The sequence below is a fragment of the Pseudomonas sp. Marseille-Q1929 genome, from assembly GCF_017316265.1.
Classification (GTDB): domain Bacteria; phylum Pseudomonadota; class Gammaproteobacteria; order Pseudomonadales; family Pseudomonadaceae; genus Aquipseudomonas.
This window is the reverse complement of record NZ_JAFLWU010000003.1, coordinates 308,161-325,680: the sequence shown is the minus strand read 5'-3', so window position 1 is coordinate 325,680 and position 17,520 is coordinate 308,161. Positions and strand designations below refer to the sequence as shown.

Annotated in this window: 20 protein-coding genes; 8 read left to right on the top strand and 12 right to left on the bottom strand. The window is 61.5% G+C overall.

Annotated elements, in window-relative coordinates; all coding sequences use genetic code 11:
• Positions 1-4 precede the first annotated feature (4 nt).
• Entirely contained in the window at positions 5-1,561 is a 1,557-nt protein-coding gene (locus J1G37_RS07460) for an inorganic phosphate transporter (protein WP_207040813.1), read from the top strand.
• 124 nt (positions 1,562-1,685) lie between these two features.
• Here the strand turns inward: J1G37_RS07460 and J1G37_RS07455 are convergent, their stop codons facing one another.
• Genes J1G37_RS07455 through J1G37_RS07445 form a run of 3 tightly spaced genes read right to left on the bottom strand, consistent with a single transcriptional unit; the run spans position 1,686 to position 4,351 of the window.
• The gene (locus J1G37_RS07455; RefSeq protein WP_207040800.1) at positions 1,686-2,660 is read right to left on the bottom strand and encodes a biotin-dependent carboxyltransferase family protein; all 975 of its coding nucleotides are present in this window, start codon (positions 2,658-2,660) and stop codon (positions 1,686-1,688) included.
• Positions 2,657-3,535: an allophanate hydrolase subunit 1 gene (locus tag J1G37_RS07450; RefSeq protein WP_207040798.1), complete on the bottom strand. Its 879-nt coding sequence runs from the start codon at positions 3,533-3,535 to the stop codon at positions 2,657-2,659. Before J1G37_RS07450 ends, J1G37_RS07455 begins: the two co-directional genes overlap by 4 nt.
• 57 nt (positions 3,536-3,592) lie before the next feature.
• On the bottom strand, positions 3,593-4,351 hold the full coding sequence (locus tag J1G37_RS07445; protein WP_207040796.1) for a 5-oxoprolinase subunit PxpA: 759 nt from the start codon (positions 4,349-4,351) through the stop codon (positions 3,593-3,595).
• A gap of 102 nt (positions 4,352-4,453) precedes the next feature.
• Between J1G37_RS07445 and J1G37_RS07440 the strand changes: the two genes are divergently transcribed.
• Positions 4,454-5,371: a LysR family transcriptional regulator gene (locus J1G37_RS07440; protein WP_207040794.1), complete on the top strand. Its 918-nt coding sequence runs from the start codon at positions 4,454-4,456 to the stop codon at positions 5,369-5,371.
• Here the strand turns inward: J1G37_RS07440 and J1G37_RS07435 are convergent.
• Positions 5,368-6,264 carry a LysR family transcriptional regulator gene (locus J1G37_RS07435; protein WP_207040792.1) on the bottom strand — a complete coding sequence of 299 codons (897 nt, stop codon included), beginning with the start codon at positions 6,262-6,264 and terminating at the stop codon, positions 5,368-5,370. The two genes, J1G37_RS07440 and J1G37_RS07435, sit on opposite strands and share 4 nt — an antisense overlap.
• 106 nt (positions 6,265-6,370) lie before the next feature.
• Here J1G37_RS07435 and J1G37_RS07430 point away from each other — a divergent pair, with 106 nt between their 5' ends.
• Positions 6,371-7,129: an SDR family oxidoreductase gene (locus tag J1G37_RS07430; protein WP_207040790.1), complete on the top strand. Its 759-nt coding sequence runs from the start codon at positions 6,371-6,373 to the stop codon at positions 7,127-7,129.
• On the opposite strand, the gene J1G37_RS07425 is transcribed toward J1G37_RS07430, so the two are convergent.
• On the bottom strand, positions 7,086-7,547 hold the full coding sequence (locus J1G37_RS07425) for a multidrug/biocide efflux PACE transporter (RefSeq protein ID WP_207040788.1): 462 nt from the start codon (positions 7,545-7,547) through the stop codon (positions 7,086-7,088). The genes J1G37_RS07430 and J1G37_RS07425 overlap by 44 nt on opposite strands.
• Before the next feature lie 88 nt (positions 7,548-7,635).
• Here J1G37_RS07425 and J1G37_RS07420 point away from each other — a divergent pair, with 88 nt between their 5' ends.
• Positions 7,636-8,490, top strand: a complete 855-nt coding sequence (locus J1G37_RS07420) for a LysR family transcriptional regulator (protein WP_207040786.1) — start codon at positions 7,636-7,638, stop codon at positions 8,488-8,490.
• Positions 8,491-8,612: 122 nt separating this feature from the next.
• Here the strand turns inward: J1G37_RS07420 and J1G37_RS07415 are convergent, their stop codons facing one another.
• Genes J1G37_RS07415 through J1G37_RS07400 form a run of 4 tightly spaced genes read right to left on the bottom strand, consistent with a single transcriptional unit; the run spans position 8,613 to position 11,150 of the window.
• On the bottom strand, positions 8,613-9,836 hold the full coding sequence (locus J1G37_RS07415) for an RNA polymerase sigma factor (protein WP_207040784.1): 1,224 nt from the start codon (positions 9,834-9,836) through the stop codon (positions 8,613-8,615).
• Positions 9,833-10,309 (bottom strand): SRPBCC family protein, encoded by a 477-nt coding sequence (locus J1G37_RS07410; protein ID WP_207040782.1) that lies wholly within the window; start codon positions 10,307-10,309, stop codon positions 9,833-9,835. The genes J1G37_RS07415 and J1G37_RS07410 overlap by 4 nt, the downstream gene beginning before the upstream one ends.
• A gap of 34 nt (positions 10,310-10,343) precedes the next feature.
• The gene (locus tag J1G37_RS07405) at positions 10,344-10,688 is read right to left on the bottom strand and encodes a YciI family protein (RefSeq protein WP_061449320.1); all 345 of its coding nucleotides are present in this window, start codon (positions 10,686-10,688) and stop codon (positions 10,344-10,346) included.
• A gap of 42 nt (positions 10,689-10,730) precedes the next feature.
• The gene (locus J1G37_RS07400) at positions 10,731-11,150 is read right to left on the bottom strand and encodes a nuclear transport factor 2 family protein (RefSeq protein WP_207040780.1); all 420 of its coding nucleotides are present in this window, start codon (positions 11,148-11,150) and stop codon (positions 10,731-10,733) included.
• Positions 11,151-11,299: 149 nt separating this feature from the next.
• Between J1G37_RS07400 and J1G37_RS07395 the strand changes: the two genes are divergently transcribed.
• The 3 genes from J1G37_RS07395 to J1G37_RS07385 are packed head-to-tail and all read left to right on the top strand — an operon-like array spanning position 11,300 to position 13,316.
• Positions 11,300-11,818, top strand: coding sequence for a GNAT family N-acetyltransferase (locus J1G37_RS07395; RefSeq protein ID WP_207040778.1), 519 nt, complete (start codon positions 11,300-11,302; stop codon positions 11,816-11,818).
• Positions 11,819-11,860: 42 nt separating this feature from the next.
• The gene (locus tag J1G37_RS07390; protein WP_207040776.1) at positions 11,861-12,115 is read left to right on the top strand and encodes a helix-turn-helix domain-containing protein; all 255 of its coding nucleotides are present in this window, start codon (positions 11,861-11,863) and stop codon (positions 12,113-12,115) included.
• On the top strand, positions 12,108-13,316 hold the full coding sequence (locus J1G37_RS07385; protein ID WP_207040774.1) for a type II toxin-antitoxin system HipA family toxin: 1,209 nt from the start codon (positions 12,108-12,110) through the stop codon (positions 13,314-13,316). Before J1G37_RS07390 ends, J1G37_RS07385 begins: the two co-directional genes overlap by 8 nt.
• A 21-nt stretch (positions 13,317-13,337) precedes the next feature.
• Here J1G37_RS07385 and J1G37_RS07380 read toward each other — a convergent pair whose 3' ends face one another.
• Entirely contained in the window at positions 13,338-13,817 is a 480-nt protein-coding gene (locus J1G37_RS07380) for a GyrI-like domain-containing protein (protein WP_207040772.1), read from the bottom strand.
• A 193-nt stretch (positions 13,818-14,010) separates the two neighbouring features.
• Here J1G37_RS07380 and alaC point away from each other — a divergent pair, with 193 nt between their 5' ends.
• A complete protein-coding gene (gene alaC / locus J1G37_RS07375; protein WP_207040770.1) occupies positions 14,011-15,222 on the top strand; it encodes an alanine transaminase in 1,212 nt (403 codons plus the stop codon).
• 137 nt (positions 15,223-15,359) lie between these two features.
• Here the strand turns inward: alaC and J1G37_RS07370 are convergent, their stop codons facing one another.
• Together J1G37_RS07370 and J1G37_RS07365 are read right to left on the bottom strand one after the other, a co-directional pair.
• Entirely contained in the window at positions 15,360-16,712 is a 1,353-nt protein-coding gene (locus J1G37_RS07370; RefSeq protein ID WP_017738791.1) for a GntP family permease, read from the bottom strand.
• Between the two features lie 84 nt (positions 16,713-16,796).
• Entirely contained in the window at positions 16,797-17,330 is a 534-nt protein-coding gene (locus J1G37_RS07365; protein ID WP_026137052.1) for a gluconokinase, read from the bottom strand.
• Positions 17,331-17,520: the final 190 nt, after the last annotated feature.

Genomic DNA, 17,520 nt, shown 5'->3' with positions numbered 1-17,520 from the left:
CCGGTTGGACAAGAAACCCAACCTGGTGACGGTGATCATTTTCTTCGCCGTGCTCGCCATGGGCCTGCTTTTCACTGCCTACAGCCTGATGCACGACATGCACGAGCTGGGCACGGTGGTCACCACCTGGACGCCGTTCCTGCTGCTCGGCGTGGCGCTGTTGATTGCCTTGGGGTTCGAGTTCGTCAACGGTTTCCACGACACCGCCAATGCCGTCGCGACCGTGATCTACACCAACTCGCTGCCGCCGCATTTTGCGGTGGTGTGGTCGGGCTTTTTCAACTTCCTCGGCGTGCTGCTGTCCAGCGGCGCGGTGGCGTTTGCCATCATTGCCCTGCTGCCGGTGGAGCTGATCTTGCAGGTCGGTTCATCGGCCGGTTTCGCGATGATCTTCGCCCTGCTGATCGCCGCGATCCTGTGGAACCTCGGCACTTGGTGGCTGGGTTTGCCCGCCTCGTCGTCCCACACCCTGATCGGTTCGATCATCGGCGTCGGCGTAGCCAACGCCTTGATGCACGGGCGTGACGGCACCAGCGGTGTGGACTGGGCCCAGGCGATCAAGATTGGCTACGCGCTGCTGCTGTCGCCGCTGATCGGCTTTGGGTTTGCCGCGCTGCTGTTGCTGGCCCTGCGCGCCTTTGTGAAGAACCGCTCGCTGTACAAGGCACCGGTAGGCAACACCCCGCCGCCGTGGTGGATTCGCGGCATGCTGATCGCCACCTGCACCGGCGTGTCGTTCGCCCACGGCTCCAATGATGGGCAAAAAGGCATGGGCCTGATCATGCTGATCCTGGTGGGCACGTTGCCGATGGCCTACGCGCTGAACCGCACCATGCCCGCCGAACAGTCGTTGCAGTTCGCCGCCGTGGCCGAAGTGACCCAAGTCGCCCTGGTGAAAAGCGCGCCGCAGGTGTTGGCGGGCGATCCCCGGCCGATCCTCTCGACCTACGTGCGCACCAAGGACGCCACGCCGGAACTGGTGCCGGCCCTCGCCGCCCTCGCCGGACAGATCGGTGAACAAGTCAAAGGCTACGGCTCCCTGGCCAAAGTCCCCGCCGAAGCCGTAGGCAACGTGCGTAACGACATGTACCTGACCAGCGAAACCATACGCTTGATGGACAAGGGCAAGGTCGGCAACTTCGATGCCGACACCCAAGGCAAGCTGCAACTGTTCAAGCAACAGATCGACAACTCCACGCGCTTTATCCCGCTGTGGGTGAAGATCGCCGTGGCCATCGCCCTCGGGTTGGGCACCATGGTCGGTTGGAAGCGCATCGTGGTAACGGTGGGCGAGAAGATCGGCAAGACCCACCTGACCTACGCCCAGGGCGCCGCCGCGGAAACCGTGGCGATGCTGACCATCGGCGCGGCGGACATGTATGGCTTGCCGGTGTCCACCACCCATGTGTTGTCCTCCGGTGTGGCCGGGACCATGGTGGCGAATGGCGGTGGGTTGCAGATGAAGACCATCCGCAATCTGCTGATGGCGTGGGTGCTGACATTGCCCGCGGCGATCCTGTTGTCAGGCAGCCTCTACTGGCTATTCACCAAACTCTTCTGACCCAACACAGGACAAAAATGTGGGAGCGGGCTTGCTCGCGAATGCGGTGTGTCAGTCAATTCATCTCTGACTGATCCACCGCATTCGCGAGCAAGCCCGCTCCCACATTTGGATTTTTGTTTCTTCAGTTGGTGAAGAGTCCAGCCATGATCTTCACCCGCTTCTTGTAGACCCGCCGCGCCTCCAGCGCTTCCTCCAGGCTTACCGCCACAAACCCCGCCCGCTGGTTCGGCTGCATCTGCCCGATCAAGTCCAGGTCGGCGCTGATCACCGTGCCGATCATCGCGTAGCCACCGCCCGACACCGCATCCCGATGCAGCACAATCGGCTCCAGCCCTGCCGGCACCTGGATCGAGCCAATCGGGTAGCAACTGTCGACAATGTTCGATGGATCCGAGCCCGCGCCAAACGGCTGCTCCCGTGGCTGAAAGCTCAGCGCGCTGCCGCCCTTGAAGCGATAACCGATGCGGTCTGCCTCTGAACCAACGGTCCAGGGTTCGGCAAAAAAACTGCTTTTCGCCGCCTCGCTCAAGCGCTCGTAATACAAGCCTGGCACCACCCGCAAGGTCACATCACCGCCGACCGAACGGCGCAATGCCATCGGCAAACTGTTGCCGGCACGCCCCGCTCCACTCGCCGCGCCGACTGGCAACACATCGCCCTCTTGCAAGCGCCGCCCGTGGAACCCACCGAGCGCACCGAGGGTGTAAGTCGAGCGACTGCCCAGCACCACCGGCACATCGATGCCACCGGCCACCGCCAGGTACGTGCGTGCGCCAGCCTTGGGAAACTCAAAGCGCAGCACCTGCCCGGCACGCACCTGGAACGCGGTGTCCTGGTGCACCACTTCACCGTCCAGGCGCGGCGCCATCAACGCGCCGCTGAGGGCCACCAAAGCGTCCTGTTGGAACTCCAATTCGGGGCCGATCAACGTGCATTCCAGACCAGCCGCGCCAGGCGGGTTGCCCACCAGGTGGTTGGCCGCGCTCAGCGCGTACTGGTCCAACGCCCCTGAGGGTGGAATGCCCAGGTGGTAATACCCTTCGCGGCCAAGGTCTTGCACCGAGGTGGCGAGGCCGGGTTTGAGGACCTTGATCATGCCAGCGCCTCCTGCAGGGTTTTCGGGTAGCCGATGGGGTCGGCCAGAAAGGCGTCGAGGGAAAATTCCACGGGGCGAATACGCAGGTCGAAACGTCCTGCGTCCACCTCGGCGACGGCCCGGTCGTAGGCCTCGCGATCAATCGGCTTGAACTGCACGATATCGCCGGGACGAAAGAACACCATGTGCTCCTTGAGGTACGCCAACTGCTGCGCCGGGTCGTAGATCGGTGCGGGCGTCACGCCGAACATCTGGTAGCCACCGGCGCCGCGTACCGAGTAGATGCAGCCAAAGCAGCCGCCATGGCCAAGGGTCAGTTTCGGCGTGTCGGTGCGCGGGCGCAGGTATTTGGGCACCTGCAATTGGCGCTCGCGCTCGACCATCTGGAACATGAACGGCAAGCCCGCAACAAACCCCACCATCGACACAAACCACGGCGCACCACTGTGGGCGGCGATAAACGCGTCCACATCGGCCAGGCCATTGATGCGCGCGGCGTACTCCAGGTCGGTGCCGCTGGGGTCTTGATGGCGGTCGCGAAAGCGCATCAGCGTCTCGTGGGTCCAGGGGTCGTTGTACAGCACCGGGATTTCGATGATGCGCGTGTGCAAGGTGCGCTCAGCCACGGCCTGGGCTTCGGCGCTTTGCACCGCATCGAGCAGCACGTGGGGCGCGATGCGGTCGGGGTCGAAGCGGATCTGGAACGAGGCATTGGCCAGGCACACATCCAGCACGCCTTCCAGCGCCAGGCGCTCCACCGCGCGGGTCACCGCCATGCCTTTGAAAAAGGCCTCCAGGGACATGCTGTCGCTGACTTCGGCAAACAGGTGTTCATCCCCGCCGAAGCTGTAGCGGATGGGGGTCGTTTCAGCCATGTCTGTTCCTCTTGGAATCATTGTAGAAAGGCAGGCGAAAAAAATAACGGGGCGATCTTATTCTGCGGTTTTAACCGTAATGCCCGCTTGGTCCAGGGCTTCGCGGGTGGCTTCCACCAACTCCAGCGCACCCGGGGTGTCGCTGTGCAGGCAGATGGAATCAAATTCGATAAACAGATCTTCGCCTTCGACGGTGCGCACCAGTCCGGTCTGACAAGCCCGTAGGACTCGCGCCGCGACCGTCGCAGGATCCAGCGCGCGCACCGTGCGGGTAAACACAATGGAGCCGCTGAGATCGTACTCACGATCCGCATAGAATTCGCGCACCACCGGTTGCCCCAGCTCCTTCGCCACATGCCAGATCACCGAGTTGGGCATGCAGTACAGCAACAGCGTCGGCTCGATGATTTGCAGGTTTTGCACCAACAGCCGCGCGGCTTCGTCGTCGCGGGCCAGGTGCATATAGAGCGCGCCGTGGGGCTTGATATGTTGCAGCGTCATGCCTTGGGCGCGGGCGATTTCCCGCAGGGCGCCGAGTTGGTAGAGGATGTCGTCGACCAATTCCTGGGCCGGTGCGTTGATATGCCGACGGCCAAAGCCCACCAGGTCGCGAAAGCCCGGGTGCGCGCCGATGGCCACGCCCAGTTGCTTGGCACGCTCGACGGTGCGGCGCATGGTGCCGGGGTCGCCGGCGTGGAAGCCGGTGGCGATATTGGCCGAGCTGATATAGGCCATCAGCTCCGCGTCGACGCCATCGCCGATGGTCCAGGGGCCGAAGCCTTCGCCCATGTCCGAGTTGAAATCCACTGCCTGCATTGAGGTCGCTCCGCCTAAGTGATAGCAGAAAGTAGGCTGCGGCTTGACCCCTTGGGAAGATCTATTATCAGATAGGCCATCTTCTGAAAAACAGATATCGCTATGTCCCTGACCCTGCGCCAAGTCCGCTACTTCGTCGCCACCGCCGAGATCGGCCAGATCTCCCAGGCGGCGATTCACCTGAACATCTCCCAGTCGGCGGTGACCACGGCGATCAAGGAGCTGGAAGCCATGCTCGCCGTGCAACTGTTTGTGCGCTCGGCCCAGGGCATGAGCCTGACCGACGCCGGGCGGCATTTTCTCAACCGTGCCTATGTGATCCAGCGCAGCGTCGACGACGCCCTGAACAGCCCGCTGCCCGACTACCGCGCCAGCGGCGAACTGCGGGTGGCCGCCAGCTACACGGTGCTCGGCTACTTCCTGCCTCACCACTTGCAGCGCATGGAACACTGGCACCCGGACGTGAACATCCAGGTGTTCGAGCAGGAACGCCAGGCCATCGAGCAAGGCCTGCTGGACGGCCAGTTCGACATGGCCGTAGTGCTCACCGCCAACCTGACCCACGCGGATATCACCTCGGAAATCCTGTTCAACTCGGAGCGCCGCCTGTGGCTGCCCAGCCATCATCCCTTGTGCGAGCGCGGCACCGTGAGCCTGGCGGATGTCGCCCGGGAACCCTATATCCTGCTCACCGTCGACGAGGCCGAACACAGCGCCATGCGCTACTGGGAACAGGCCGGGCAAACGCCCCAGGTGCGGCTGCGCACCAGTTCGGTGGAAGCCGTGCGCAGCATGGTCGCCAATGGTAGCGGCGTGGCGATTCTGTCGGACCTGGTGCACCGGCCCTGGTCGCTGGAAGGCAAACGCATCGAAACGCTGACCGTCACCGACCCCGTCACACCGATGAGCGTCGGCCTGGCCTGGCACCGCGAGCGCGCGTTCACCCCGGCAATGCAGGCGTTTCGCGACTACTTCCACGACGCCTTCCTCGCCCCGCAACAATTGTCGGCGAGGCGCTAGAGTGCGCCTTGCAACAGCGCGGCCAGCCAGTCCATAAACACCCGCACCCGCAGCGGCAAATGCCGTTGGCCGGCGTAGAGCAGCGACACATCCAGCGGCGGCGCCGGGTAGTCGGGCAAAAACGCGACCAACTCGCCGCTGGCCAGCAACTCGCGAATGCCCAGGGCCGGCACCTGGGTAATGCCAAACCCACCCAGGCACGCCACGCGGTACGCATCGGTGCTGTTGACGGTAACCCGCCCGGCCATGGCAATGCGGTGCACCTTGTTGCCTTGCTGGTATTCAAACCCCGCCGAGCGTGAACCCAACGGCCGTACGTAATGCACCAGTTGATGGTGGGCAAGGTCGGCCAACGTCGTAGGCACGCCGTAACGTTGCAAGTACGCCGCGCTCGCGCAGTTGATCATTGGCAGGCTGCACAACAACCGCGCCACCACGCTCTGGTCCGGTTGTGCGCCCACCCGCAGCACGCAGTCGAAACCTTCGGCGAGCAGGTCGACCTGGCGGTCGGTGCTGCTGATTTCCAGCTCGATCAGCGGGTGTGCGTCCATGAACTCCGGCAGGCGCGGCAGGATCAATTCCCGCGCCATCACGTTAGGCATGTCCACCCGGATGCGCCCGCTCAGTTGCGCCTCGTCTTGGCGGAACAGCCCTTCCAGCTCCTCCATGTGCGCCAGCAGATCCTTGCTGCGTTCGTACAGCACGCGCCCGTCCTGGGTCGCCTGCACCTTGCGCGTGGTGCGTTGCAACAGGCGCGCGCCGAGCAGTTCTTCCAGCGCTTGCACGTGCTCGGACACGGTGGAGCGTGGCAGGCCGAGGCTCTCGCCGGCGCCGGTAAAACTCGACAGTTCGGTGACGCGCACAAAGGTGCGCAGCAGCTCAAGTTTGTTCATGGGATTGTTCGCCTTATCCGGCCAGTGATTCCGGTATAGCGCTGTTTATCACGTAACGGCCGGACAAATACACTCAATCCCACAGACAACCTGAGAGGACTGCACCATGACCCGTAAAATCGCATTGATTACCGGCGCCAGCCGCGGCCTGGGCAAAAGCGCGGCGCTGCACCTGGCGGCACAGGGCGTCGATATCATCGGCACTTACCACAGCGCGGCGGCCGAAGCCCAGGCGGTGGTCGAGCAGATCCAGGCCCTGGGCGGCCGCGCCGCGATGCTGCAACTGGACGTGAGCCAGAGCGCCACCTTCAATGACTTCGTCGGCGAAGTCGCCAGTGTGCTCAAGGATGTATTCGCACAGGATCACTTCAATTTTCTGATCAACAATGCCGGCATCGGCGCCCACGCCAGCTTTGCCGACACCAGCGAAGCGCAGTTCGACCAACTGGTGGCGATCCAATTCAAGGGCCCGTTTTTCCTCACGCAAAAACTGCTGCCGCTGATCCGTGATGGCGGGCGCATCGTCAATATTTCCAGCGGCCTGGCGCGGTTCAGCCTGCCGGGCTATGCGGCGTACGCTGCGATGAAGGGGGCGATGGAAGTGCTGACGCGCTACCAGGCCAAGGAACTGGGCGCGCGTGGGATCACCGTGAACATCCTCGCCCCGGGCGCCATCGAGACCGACTTCGGCGGCGGCGCCGTGCGGGACAATGCGGCTCTCAACAGCATGGTCGCCAACAACACGGCACTGGGGCGTGCCGGGTTGCCGGACGATATCGGCGGCGCCATTGCAACCTTGCTGGCCGATGGCAGCCATTGGATCACCGGTCAGCGCATTGAGGCTTCGGGCGGGATGTTTCTTTGACCGCCTGGAGCTTGTCGCGCAGCACGTCATAGGCCCAGTGATAGACATAGGTGTACGGCAGGAAGAACAGCAGTACGCCGATGTCGAGGATAAACGCGTCCAACAGGCTGATGTTCAGCCACGCGGCAATCAGCGGCACGCACACGATAATCAGCCCGCCTTCAAACATCAGCGCATGCAGCACCCGCGTCCAGGCGTTGGTGGCCAGTTGCAGGCGCGCCTTGAGGCGGTCGAACAGGCTGTTGAAAATGATGTTCCAGGTCAGCGCCAGCAAGCTGATGCCCAGCGTCACCGCGCCCATCTCCAGCGCCGGCCGGCCGGTGATCCACACCAGCAACGGCGTGCAGATCAGCAGGGCCAGGCCTTCAAAACCGAGGGCTTGGCCAACACGTTCAGAAATCGATTTGGTAGGGTTCATGGTCTGGCTCCGTGAGTGAAGATGGTTGCCATGATTACCCCCGGCACCGATACTTCATAACCAATAACCATCGAGATAGGCGATAGTCATGGCGTCCAATGAAGTGCTGCAGGCGTTTGTGCAGGCCGCCACCCAAGGCTCGTTTTCCGCGGCGGCGCGCAAGCTGGGCAAGAGCCAGTCCACCGTCAGTGCCGCCGTGGCGAGCCTGGAGATTGACCTGGACCTGATGCTGTTTGACCGCAGCAGCCGCAAGCCCACCCTGACGGCCGCCGGGCAGGTGTTGCTGCAACGGGCCGAGCAGGTGCTGGAGGCCAGCAGTCGCCTGGAGCTGGCGGCGAGCCAGTTGTCCCAAGGCCTGGAGCCGAAATTGACGATTGCCATGTCGGATACCTACCAGTCCGACCGCTTCGAGGTCGCCCTCAGTGCGTTTGAACAACGCTACCCGGACCTTGAACTGGAATGCCTGATCGCCGAATGCGAAGACTTGATCGCCCTGGTGCAAAGTGGCCGGGCGCAGGTGGCGTTTATCGAAAAACAAGAGGTGTACCCGCCCGACCTGACCGGCGCGCCCGTGGAGGAACGCACGGAAATCGCGCTGTATGTCGCGCCCAAGCACCCGTTGGCGAAGCTGCAAAACATCCCCGCCGACACCCTGCGACAACACCGCGAACTGCGCCTGGCCAGCATCATCAATCCGAATGAAACCCGCGCCAGCGGGCGGGTGTGGTCGGCACCCAGTTACCTGATGCTGATGGAAATGGCCCAACTGGGGTTTGGCTGGGCGCCACTGCCACGCTGGCTGGTGGAGCGCTTTGATGGCGGCCAACTGGTGGAACTGAAAGCCCGCAGTTGGCCGCGTTCGGTGGCGGTGGATGCACTGTGGTCGCGGCACCATCCGCCGGGGCCGGCGGGGAGTTGGTTGCTGGGCAAGATGCTCGAATGATATGTCCCAGGCAATGACACTCTATGTGGGAGCTGGCTTGCCTGCGATAGCGGTGTATCAGCCACAGAGATGCATGCTGGCACACCGCTATTGCAGGCAAGCCAGCTCCCACATTTTGATCTTCATTGTTTGAATGATTTGAGTTCGACCAAGCGTTGTTCGAGGAAGCGTTTTTCTGGCGCCTGCTGGGTCAGTGACAGGGCTTTTCCATACGACATGCGCGCGTCTTCAACGCGCCCCAGTTGCCGGCAAAACTCCCCACGCGCCGAGTGCGCCAAGTGGTAATCCAACAAATCGCCACGCGCCAGGATCCCCTCGACCTGTTGCAGCCCCGCCAAGGGTCCATCGCGCATGGCCAGTGCCACGGCGCGGTTCAGTTCGATCACTGCCGACGGCATCATCCTGAGCAACACATCGTAGAGCCCGACGATCTGCGGCCAGTCGGTGTCTCGCGCACTGGGCGCTTCGGCATGCACGGCCGCGATCGCCGCTTGCAGGCAATAGGGACCAAAGCGCCGAGTGGTCAACGCGTGCTCCACCAGTGCACAGCCTTCGTCGATCAAGGAGGCATCCCACAACGAGCGGTCTTGCTCATCCAGCAATACCAACTCCCCACTGGCCGTGGTGCGCGCCGGGCGGCGGGATTCATGCAACAGCATCAACGCCAGCAAGCCCATGACTTCTGGTTCGGGCAGCAACTCCATCAACAATCGAACCAGGCGAATGGCCTCACGGGTCAAATCCTCGCGAGTCAGGTCCGCCCCAATGGACGCCGAATAGCCCTCGTTGAACACCAGGTAAATCACCCGCAACACGCTGTCCAGGCGCTCGGGCAATTCGTCCCGGGTTGGCACTTGATAAGGGATCTTCGCCTCACGGATCTTGCCCTTGGCCCGCACGATGCGCTGGGCGATGGTCGCCGGCGTGGCCAGGAACGCCCGGGCGATTTGCTCGGTGGTCAGGTCGCAGATCTCGCGCAAGGTCAGCGCCGCTTGGGCGTCGGCCGCCAGTGCCGGGTGGCAGCAGGTGAAGATCAGGCGCAGGCGGTCATCTTCCACGTGTTCATCGCTCCAGTCTGCCGCTTCCAGTGCATCGGCCTGCGCCTGCAGCAACGGGGTGAACCGCGCCTGGCGGCGCAGACGGTCGATGGCCTTGAAGCGCCCAGTCGACACCAGCCAGGCGCGTGGATTGTCCGGCACACCGTCCAGCGGCCAGCGCTGCACCGCTACAAAAAACGCTTCGTGCAGGGCTTCTTCGGCCAGGTCGAAATCACCCAGCAAGCGAATCAACGTCGCGAGGACCCGGCGTGATTCGCTGCGGTAAATCGCCTCGACCGACAGGTTCAATCGGGCATGCCCTGGGTCACCAGGGTGACCAGCCGGTCCAGGCTCTGGCCCCAGCCGTCATGAAAGCCCATGGCTTCGTGGGCCTGCTTGTCTTCGGCACTCCAGTGCATGGCGCGGGCGGTGTAAAGCGTCTTGCCGTCGACCTCTTCAAAGGTGACCTCGGCACTCATGAACGGCTTGCCCGAAGGTATCCAGCCGGGCATGAAGGCGTCGGTAAACACCAGCCGATTGGGCGCATCGATTTCCAGGAACACACCCTGGGTCGGATACTCGGCACCGTCCGGCGCCCGCATCAAGGTGCGAAACAAGCCGCCGACCCACAGGTTCATTTCGCACTCGGGGGTGGTCATGCCGTGGGGGCCCCACCATTGCTGGAGCAAAGCGGGTTCGGTCCAGGCGCGGAACACGCGGCTGCGCGGCGCATCGATCAGGCGGCTGATGGACAATTCAAACTCGGCAGGTTGCGTAGACATGGGGTAAACCTCTTGAGTCTTAGGGTTGTTTTAGTCAGAGATTCAATTCACGCACGGGGCGCACTTCCACACTGCCGACCCGGGCGGCCGGAATGCCACCGGCCACCTGGATCGCTTCATTCAAGTCACGGGCCTCGATCAGGTAGAAACCGGCGAGCTGCTCCTTGGTCTCGGCAAACGGTCCGTCGGTGATCGACAACTTGCCATTGCGCATACGCACGGTGGTAGCGGTGGTCACCGACTCCAGTGGCTCGGCGGCCAGCATGCGACCACTGGCCTGAACGGACTGCGCGTAGGCGAAGCACTCCGGGTCTGCCGGGCTGTCCGGCGAGGTGTGCAGCACCTGTTCGTTGCTGTAGATCAGGCACAGATATTTCATGGTGTTCTCCGTTTTCGGACTACTGACTATAGATCGCGCAGGTCAAGGTTTCAGGTCGAACAGACCGGCGCCGGTCTCCATGTCGAACGGCGCGGACCAATGCTCATGCACCACTTTCCATTGGCCATCGATGCGCTGGTAGCCGGCGCTGACGCGCATCCAGCAGGTCTTGAGCACTCCGTCCGGGCCGGTGCCCCCACAGTGGGCCAGCCAGTGGGCAAAGGCGCTGTCTGCTCCGGCAACGATATGCAGCTCATGAAAGTCGAACACGCCGGGGCCAGGGCAGAACTCCATACACGCCTGCCAATGTGCCTGGTAGGCAGCCTTGCCCTTGAATTGCAGCGCGCCAACGGCATCGAACGCGATGATATCGTCGGCGTAAAAGCTGACAATCTTCTCGACATCCTTGGCGGTGATCGCTTGTTTCCATTGTTCGATCAGGGTGTTGATTGCAGTGCTCATGGCGATACTCCTTGGGGTAGAAAACATCACGGAAGACACCCTTAGTCGAATGGCCCACCGGCCAATCGACAAGCCCCTTAAAAATAATTTAGCCCCCGGCAAACCCGCTAGAATCCAGGCCTCTTTGTAGGATTTCGGATACGCCCCCGATGGAAACCCGCCTCGCCCTTTATGAGACGCTGAGTCTTGCGCAGAAACAGCAACTCGACACCCTGCAAGTACACCCCGAGCAACTGGCGTATTCCGGCGATATCTACTGTGCGCTGAACAGCTTGCTGGTCAATCCCCATCCCGACGCCATCAAAGGCTTCGCCCTGCTCGCCGACGAAACGCCCGTGGCCTTCCTGCTGCTCAAACGCCCGCCCTGCCTGCCCCACTGGGCGGATGAACACAGCGCGACCTTGCATGCGTTGCAGGTGGATCGGCATCAGCAAGGGCGTGGGTTCGGCAAAGCGTGCTTGCAGGCGCTACCCGCAGCTGCATTGCAGGTGTGGCCGCAGATCAGGGGGTTGGAGTTATCAGTGGACGCAGACAATGAGGCGGCGATGGGGCTGTATCTGGGGCTTGGGTGGATGGACAACGGGGAGGCGTACCGAGGGAGAATCGGGTTTGAGCGCAGGCTGGGTTGGGTATTTGATCAGAGTAGCCTTGACACCCTACAAATGTAACGTATACATGACTTAACTATCACAAAGTAATGAATATGTGACATGGACACTTCGATTATCACCCAACGTCTTGGTGACCAAGTCCGCGCCATGCGCCTTAATCGAGGCTACAAACAGGCGGAACTGGCGAAGCTTGCGGGCGTAACCCGACAAAAACTGATCGAAATTGAACAGGGGAGCCCTTCGGTTTCAATGAATGCCTATGCCCGTGTGATTGCGGCGCTGGGCAGTGAACTCAAATTGGTGCCTGTAACCCTGCCAACACTGGAAGAATTGGGAGAGCTGTTCAATGAATAACCCCAGCTTGCGCGTGCATACCCCTCAGGGTGAAAGCGGCAGCGTCTTGATGAGCGCCGACGACTATCTGTTTCGCTACAGCGACAAAGCTCTGGCAAACAGCGCAGTCGGCCTGTCGATGCCAGTGCGTGCAGAAGAATATCGTCGCCGGGAGCTTCACCCCATCTTCCAGATGAACCTGCCGGAAGGTTACGTGCTGGAGCAACTGCGCAATCGTCTCGCCAAGACCGTGAAAGTCGACCCGATGTTGCTGCTGGCGCTGTCCGGCAGCAGTGCGCCGATTGGTCGGGTGTTTGTGTCTTCGGATCAGGTCAACGAATTGATCCTGCGCAATGGCCCGCCCGCCGCCGGGGAAAATCTCGATGAGATTCTGGCCTGGGACGGCGCCGAAGATCTCTTTGCCGACCTGGTCGATCGCTACATCCTGCGGGCGGGTATTTCCGGTGTACAACCCAAAGTGCTGGTACCGGAGAAGCCTCAAACACCCGAACAGAAATTCACCTCCAAGACAGACGACCTGATCATCAAGAGTGGACGTGAAGAGTTTCCCGGGCTGGCCATCAATGAATACCTGTGCATGTCCATTGCGCGGGATGCGGGCTTGCCGGTGCCGCCGTTTTACCTGTCGCAGAACCATAAGCTGTTCATCATGCGGCGCTTTGATAGGGACGAGCAGCTCAACCCGCTGGGTTTTGAGGACATGACCACACTGATGGGGCTATCTGCGGAACAGAAATACAGCAAAAGCTACGCCGCCATCGCCAAGGCCGTGCGCATGTTCTGTGCGCCGGTGCAGATCCGCAGCTCCCTCGACCAACTGTTCGACAGTGTTGCCCTGAGCTGTATCGTGGGTAACGGCGATGCTCACCTGAAGAATTTCGGTGTGCTCTACAGTGATCCGGTGAAATTCGATACACGCCTGGCGCCGGCCTACGACATCGTGAACACCACTGCGTACATTCCTGAAGACTCACTAGCTCTGGACCTGGCAGGCAACAAATCACTATTTGCCTCGCGCCTGGGCATCCTTGAGTTTGCAAAAACCTGTGAAGTCGAACACCCCGAAGCACGGCTTCAAGCGTTGCTTGAAACCCTTGAAGTCGTGCTCAAGCGCGAAGATGAATACTGCCGATTAGCGCCTGCCGTTGCCAAGGCCATACGCGAATCGGCGCAGGGCTTCCAACTCACCTTTGGTGGCTGAACGCCCTGTGGTGAGGGAGGTTTACTTGTCGCCCACCGGCAACCATATCTCCACCGTCCCGGTGCCTTTGCGCACGTCAAAGTCGGCGCTGTAGCGCTCGAAATCCGCGCCCACTACCCTGTAGCCCGAGTGCGGCAACCACTCGAACATGATGCGTTCGTAGGTTTGCTCAAGCGCCTGCACCGGCCCGTAATGCGGGAACACCGCATAGTTGAGCGGTGGAATTTCGATGACTTCGAAATTGCCCGGCACGTCGCTCTTGCTCGGCACTTCCACCCCGGCCATGTAGTCGAACTCGCCATGGTTGGGGTTATGGCACACGCCATACGTCACGCCGCCGACGCGTTTCTTGATGTCCTTGATGCAGGTGTCGAACAACTCCCACAGCTTAGGAATATCTCCCACAGTGGCCTTCGAATAACGCCCTTGCACCCCGGCGATCACCAGGGCTTTACCGGCTTCCATGCGTGGCTCCAACGGTTGTTTTGTCTGCTGATCCATACGAACAGTCTCCTTCTTATAGGGAACAAACCCGCATCGAGTATAGGGGTATATCCGCGCTGTACTCCAAGCAGAAAATTTTCCCAGGCATCTGGACAACTGGCCATCATCGCCCGTATTGTCTGCCCGCAGGCCACCGCAGTGGCCGACGTCGCTCGGACGGTTCCGGGCGCTTACGTACCTCGAGGCAACAATGGCAGACCAAGGTTCGCCGCGCCGCTTTGCGCGCATAGATCGACTCCCCCCTTACGTTTTCAATATCACAGCCGAGCTGAAGATGGCTGCGCGTCGGCGCGGCGAAGACATCATCGACTTGAGCATGGGCAACCCTGACGGCCCCACGCCGCCGCACATTGTCGAAAAACTCGTGCAAGTGGCCCAGCGTGAAGACACCCACGGCTACTCCACCTCCAAAGGCATTCCGCGTCTGCGCCGGGCGATTTCGCGCTGGTACAAAGACCGCTATGAAGTGGACATCGACCCCGAGTCGGAAGCCATCGTGACCATCGGTTCCAAGGAAGGCCTGGCGCACTTGATGCTGGCCACCCTGGACCAGGGCGACACCGTGCTGGTGCCCAACCCGAGCTACCCGATCCACATCTACGGTGCCGTGATTGCCGGCGCCCAGGTGCGTTCGGTGCCGCTGATTCCCGGCGTGGACTTCTTCGCCGAGCTGGAACGGGCGATTCGCGGCTCGATCCCCAAGCCGAAGATGATGATCCTCGGCTTCCCGTCCAACCCCACCGCGCAGTGCGTGGAGCTGGACTTCTTCGAGCGCGTGATCGCGCTGGCCAAGCAGTACGACGTGCTGGTGATCCACGACCTGGCCTACGCCGACATCGTCTACGACGGCTGGAAAGCCCCGTCGATCATGCAGGTGCCGGGCGCCAAGGACATTGCGGTGGAATTTTTCACCCTGTCCAAGAGCTACAACATGGCCGGCTGGCGCATCGGTTTCATGGTGGGCAACCCGGAACTGGTCAACGCCCTGGCGCGCATCAAGAGCTACCACGACTACGGCACGTTCACCCCGCTGCAAGTGGCGGCGATTGCTGCACTGGAAGGCGACCAACAGTGCGTGAAGGACATTGCCGAGCAGTATCGCCAACGCCGCAACGTGCTGGTCAAGGGCCTGCATGAGCTGGGTTGGATGGTGGAGAATCCGAAGGCGTCGATGTACGTCTGGGCGAAGATTCCCGAGGCCTATGCCGCCATGGGTTCGCTGGAGTTTGCCAAGAAGCTGCTGCTGGAGGCGAAGGTGTGTGTGTCGCCGGGGATTGGCTTTGGCGAGTATGGCGATGATCATGTGCGCTTTGCGCTGATCGAGAACCAGGATCGGATTCGGCAGGCGGTGCGGGGGATTCGGACAATGTTCAGGGCAGATGGCCTAGGCCCTAAAGCCTAACCCGATCTTTCTGAAGAAACCCAATCAATGTGGGAGCTGGCTTGCCTGCGATAGCGGCGGTGAATTCACCACCGCCATCGCAGGCAAGCCAGCTCCCACATTTTGATTGGGTTCACACATGGGGTTTAGTGGTGTGCTTAGACCACCAGCGACAGCAGCATGATGAAGATCAACGCCACGACGGACAGAATCGTCTCCATCGCCGTCCACGTCTTGAACGTCTCCGCCACGGTCATATTGAAATACTGCTTCACCAGCCAGAACCCCGCATCGTTGACGTGCGACAAGATCAACGACCCCGCCCCCGTCGCCAACACCAGCAGCTCACGGTTGACGCCCGGAATCATCCCCACCACCGGCACCACGATGCCCGCGCCAGTAATGGTCGCCACCGTCGCCGAACCGGTGGCCACACGAATCACCGCCGCCACCAGCCATGCCAGCAGGATCGGGTTGATCTGCGCGTTCACCGCCATATGGCCGATCACGTCGCCCACGCCGCTGGTCACCAGCATCTGCTTGAAGCCACCACCGGCACCGATGATCAGGATGATCGCGGCGGTCGGCGCAAGGCTGGCGTCGAGCAATTTGAGGATCTGCTTGGAGTGAATGCCCTGGCGATGGCCAAAGGTGTACAGCGACAGCAGCAACGCCAGCAGCAGCGCGGAGATCGGGTGACCGATCATGTCCATCCAGTTGCGCACGATATGGCCGTCAGGCAAGCCGATGTCCGCAAAGGTTTTCAGCAGCATCAGGAACACCGGCAGCAGCACAGTGATCAGGGTGATGCTGAAGCTCGGCAGGTTCTTGTGTTCCGACTCGCGGGCCAGTTGATCCACCAGTTCCTGGGACGGGTTGCCCGGGATGTACTTGGCGATGAACGTACCGAAGATCGGGCCGGCGATGATGGCCGTCGGCAGTGCGACGATCAGGCCGTACAGGATGGTCTTGCCGATGTCCGCGCCAAACACGCCGATGGCCAGCAGCGGGCCAGGGTGCGGTGGCACCAGGCCGTGCACGGCCGACAGGCCGGCGAGCAGCGGGATGCCGATCTTGATCAGCGACACACCGGTGCGGCGCGCGACGATGAATACCAGCGGGATCAGCAGCACAAACCCGATCTCGAAGAACAGCGGGATGCCCACCAGGAACGCGGCGAACATCATGGCCCACTGGACCTTTTCCTTGCCGAAGGCGCGGATCAGGGTTTGCGCGATCTGATCGGCGCCGCCGGATTCGGCCATCATCTTGCCGAGCATCGTGCCCAGCGCGAGGATGATGCCGACAAAGCCGAGCACCCCGCCGAAGCCGTCCTGGAACGCCTTGATGATCTTGTCCACGGGCATGCCCGAGGTCAGGCCGAGGAAGCCGGCCGCGATAATCAGTGCAATGAACGGGTGCACCTTGAACTTGGTGATCAGAACGATCAACCCGATGATAGTGACCACTGCATCAAGCAGTAGGTAAGACTCGTGGGACATGCCAAACATGGGGGGTCTCTCCTGTTTGTTGTTGTTATTAAAGCGGGTGTTGAATTTCCTGCCGGGGATAGCGCTATCTTTTCCGGCAAAAAATCACTTGGAAGGTTCGAAGCCGTGTTGCAGCCACCAGGCATGGGTCTGCTCGGCCAACGCCTCGACACTGTCTACGCTGGCGTTGAGGGCCAGGGTCAGCGGCTCGCCCACGGGCGATTCAAGGGTGGCGAACTGGCTGTCTATGAGGCTGGCCGGCATGAAGTGGCCGGGGCGGTGGGACACGCGGTCGGACGCCACTTCACGGCTCAGCTCCAGAAACACGAAACCCAGGCCCGGCGCGGCTTCGCGCAGGTGGTCGCGGTATTTCTTCTTGAGGGCGGAGCAAGTCAGTACCGGGTGTTCACCGGCTTTTAGCGAACGGCGCAATTCATCGCAGAGGATGTCGAGCCAGCCGGCACGGTCGTCGTCGTTGAGGGGGTGGCCGGCGCTCATCTTTTCGATGTTCGCGGCAGGGTGAAAGCTGTCGCCTTCAATCGCAGTGGCGCCGTTCAGACGGCACACGGCCTCGCTGACGCTGGTCTTGCCACAGCCAGCAACACCCATGATGACCAGGGCAGTAACAGGTTGACTCATGAAACACCTCAGGACGCAGATAGCGCTACCTTTGCACGCTGTAAGGCTAGTGCAAAAACAGGCTTTTCCCGCGCCGTCTTGTCTTTTTTTATGGAGTGACGCGTGCATCCGCTCCAAGCGTTTGAACCCGGATCAGGCAACCCGAAATTCAAGAATTTGCAGCCTTTTGGAGACAGCGCTACCTTAGTGC

What these genes read in the sequence shown, in the direction of transcription:
- J1G37_RS07455 (WP_207040800.1), bottom strand. Translation starts at nt 2,660, where the DNA reads ATGATCAAGGTCCTCAAACCCGGCCTCGCCACCTCGGTGCAAGACCTT.
- J1G37_RS07450 (WP_207040798.1), bottom strand. Translation starts at nt 3,535, where the DNA reads ATGGCTGAAACGACCCCCATCCGCTACAGCTTCGGCGGGGATGAACAC.
- J1G37_RS07445 (WP_207040796.1), bottom strand. Translation starts at nt 4,351, where the DNA reads ATGCAGGCAGTGGATTTCAACTCGGACATGGGCGAAGGCTTCGGCCCC.
- J1G37_RS07440 (WP_207040794.1), top strand. Translation starts at nt 4,454, where the DNA reads ATGTCCCTGACCCTGCGCCAAGTCCGCTACTTCGTCGCCACCGCCGAG.
- J1G37_RS07435 (WP_207040792.1), bottom strand. Translation starts at nt 6,264, where the DNA reads ATGAACAAACTTGAGCTGCTGCGCACCTTTGTGCGCGTCACCGAACTG.
- J1G37_RS07430 (WP_207040790.1), top strand. Translation starts at nt 6,371, where the DNA reads ATGACCCGTAAAATCGCATTGATTACCGGCGCCAGCCGCGGCCTGGGC.
- J1G37_RS07425 (WP_207040788.1), bottom strand. Translation starts at nt 7,547, where the DNA reads ATGAACCCTACCAAATCGATTTCTGAACGTGTTGGCCAAGCCCTCGGT.
- J1G37_RS07420 (WP_207040786.1), top strand. Translation starts at nt 7,636, where the DNA reads ATGGCGTCCAATGAAGTGCTGCAGGCGTTTGTGCAGGCCGCCACCCAA.
- J1G37_RS07410 (WP_207040782.1), bottom strand. Translation starts at nt 10,309, where the DNA reads ATGTCTACGCAACCTGCCGAGTTTGAATTGTCCATCAGCCGCCTGATC.
- J1G37_RS07405 (WP_061449320.1), bottom strand. Translation starts at nt 10,688, where the DNA reads ATGAAATATCTGTGCCTGATCTACAGCAACGAACAGGTGCTGCACACC.
- J1G37_RS07400 (WP_207040780.1), bottom strand. Translation starts at nt 11,150, where the DNA reads ATGAGCACTGCAATCAACACCCTGATCGAACAATGGAAACAAGCGATC.
- J1G37_RS07395 (WP_207040778.1), top strand. Translation starts at nt 11,300, where the DNA reads ATGGAAACCCGCCTCGCCCTTTATGAGACGCTGAGTCTTGCGCAGAAA.
- J1G37_RS07390 (WP_207040776.1), top strand. Translation starts at nt 11,861, where the DNA reads ATGGACACTTCGATTATCACCCAACGTCTTGGTGACCAAGTCCGCGCC.
- J1G37_RS07385 (WP_207040774.1), top strand. Translation starts at nt 12,108, where the DNA reads ATGAATAACCCCAGCTTGCGCGTGCATACCCCTCAGGGTGAAAGCGGC.
- J1G37_RS07380 (WP_207040772.1), bottom strand. Translation starts at nt 13,817, where the DNA reads ATGGATCAGCAGACAAAACAACCGTTGGAGCCACGCATGGAAGCCGGT.
- alaC (WP_207040770.1), top strand. Translation starts at nt 14,011, where the DNA reads ATGGCAGACCAAGGTTCGCCGCGCCGCTTTGCGCGCATAGATCGACTC.
- J1G37_RS07370 (WP_017738791.1), bottom strand. Translation starts at nt 16,712, where the DNA reads ATGTTTGGCATGTCCCACGAGTCTTACCTACTGCTTGATGCAGTGGTC.
- J1G37_RS07365 (WP_026137052.1), bottom strand. Translation starts at nt 17,330, where the DNA reads ATGAGTCAACCTGTTACTGCCCTGGTCATCATGGGTGTTGCTGGCTGT.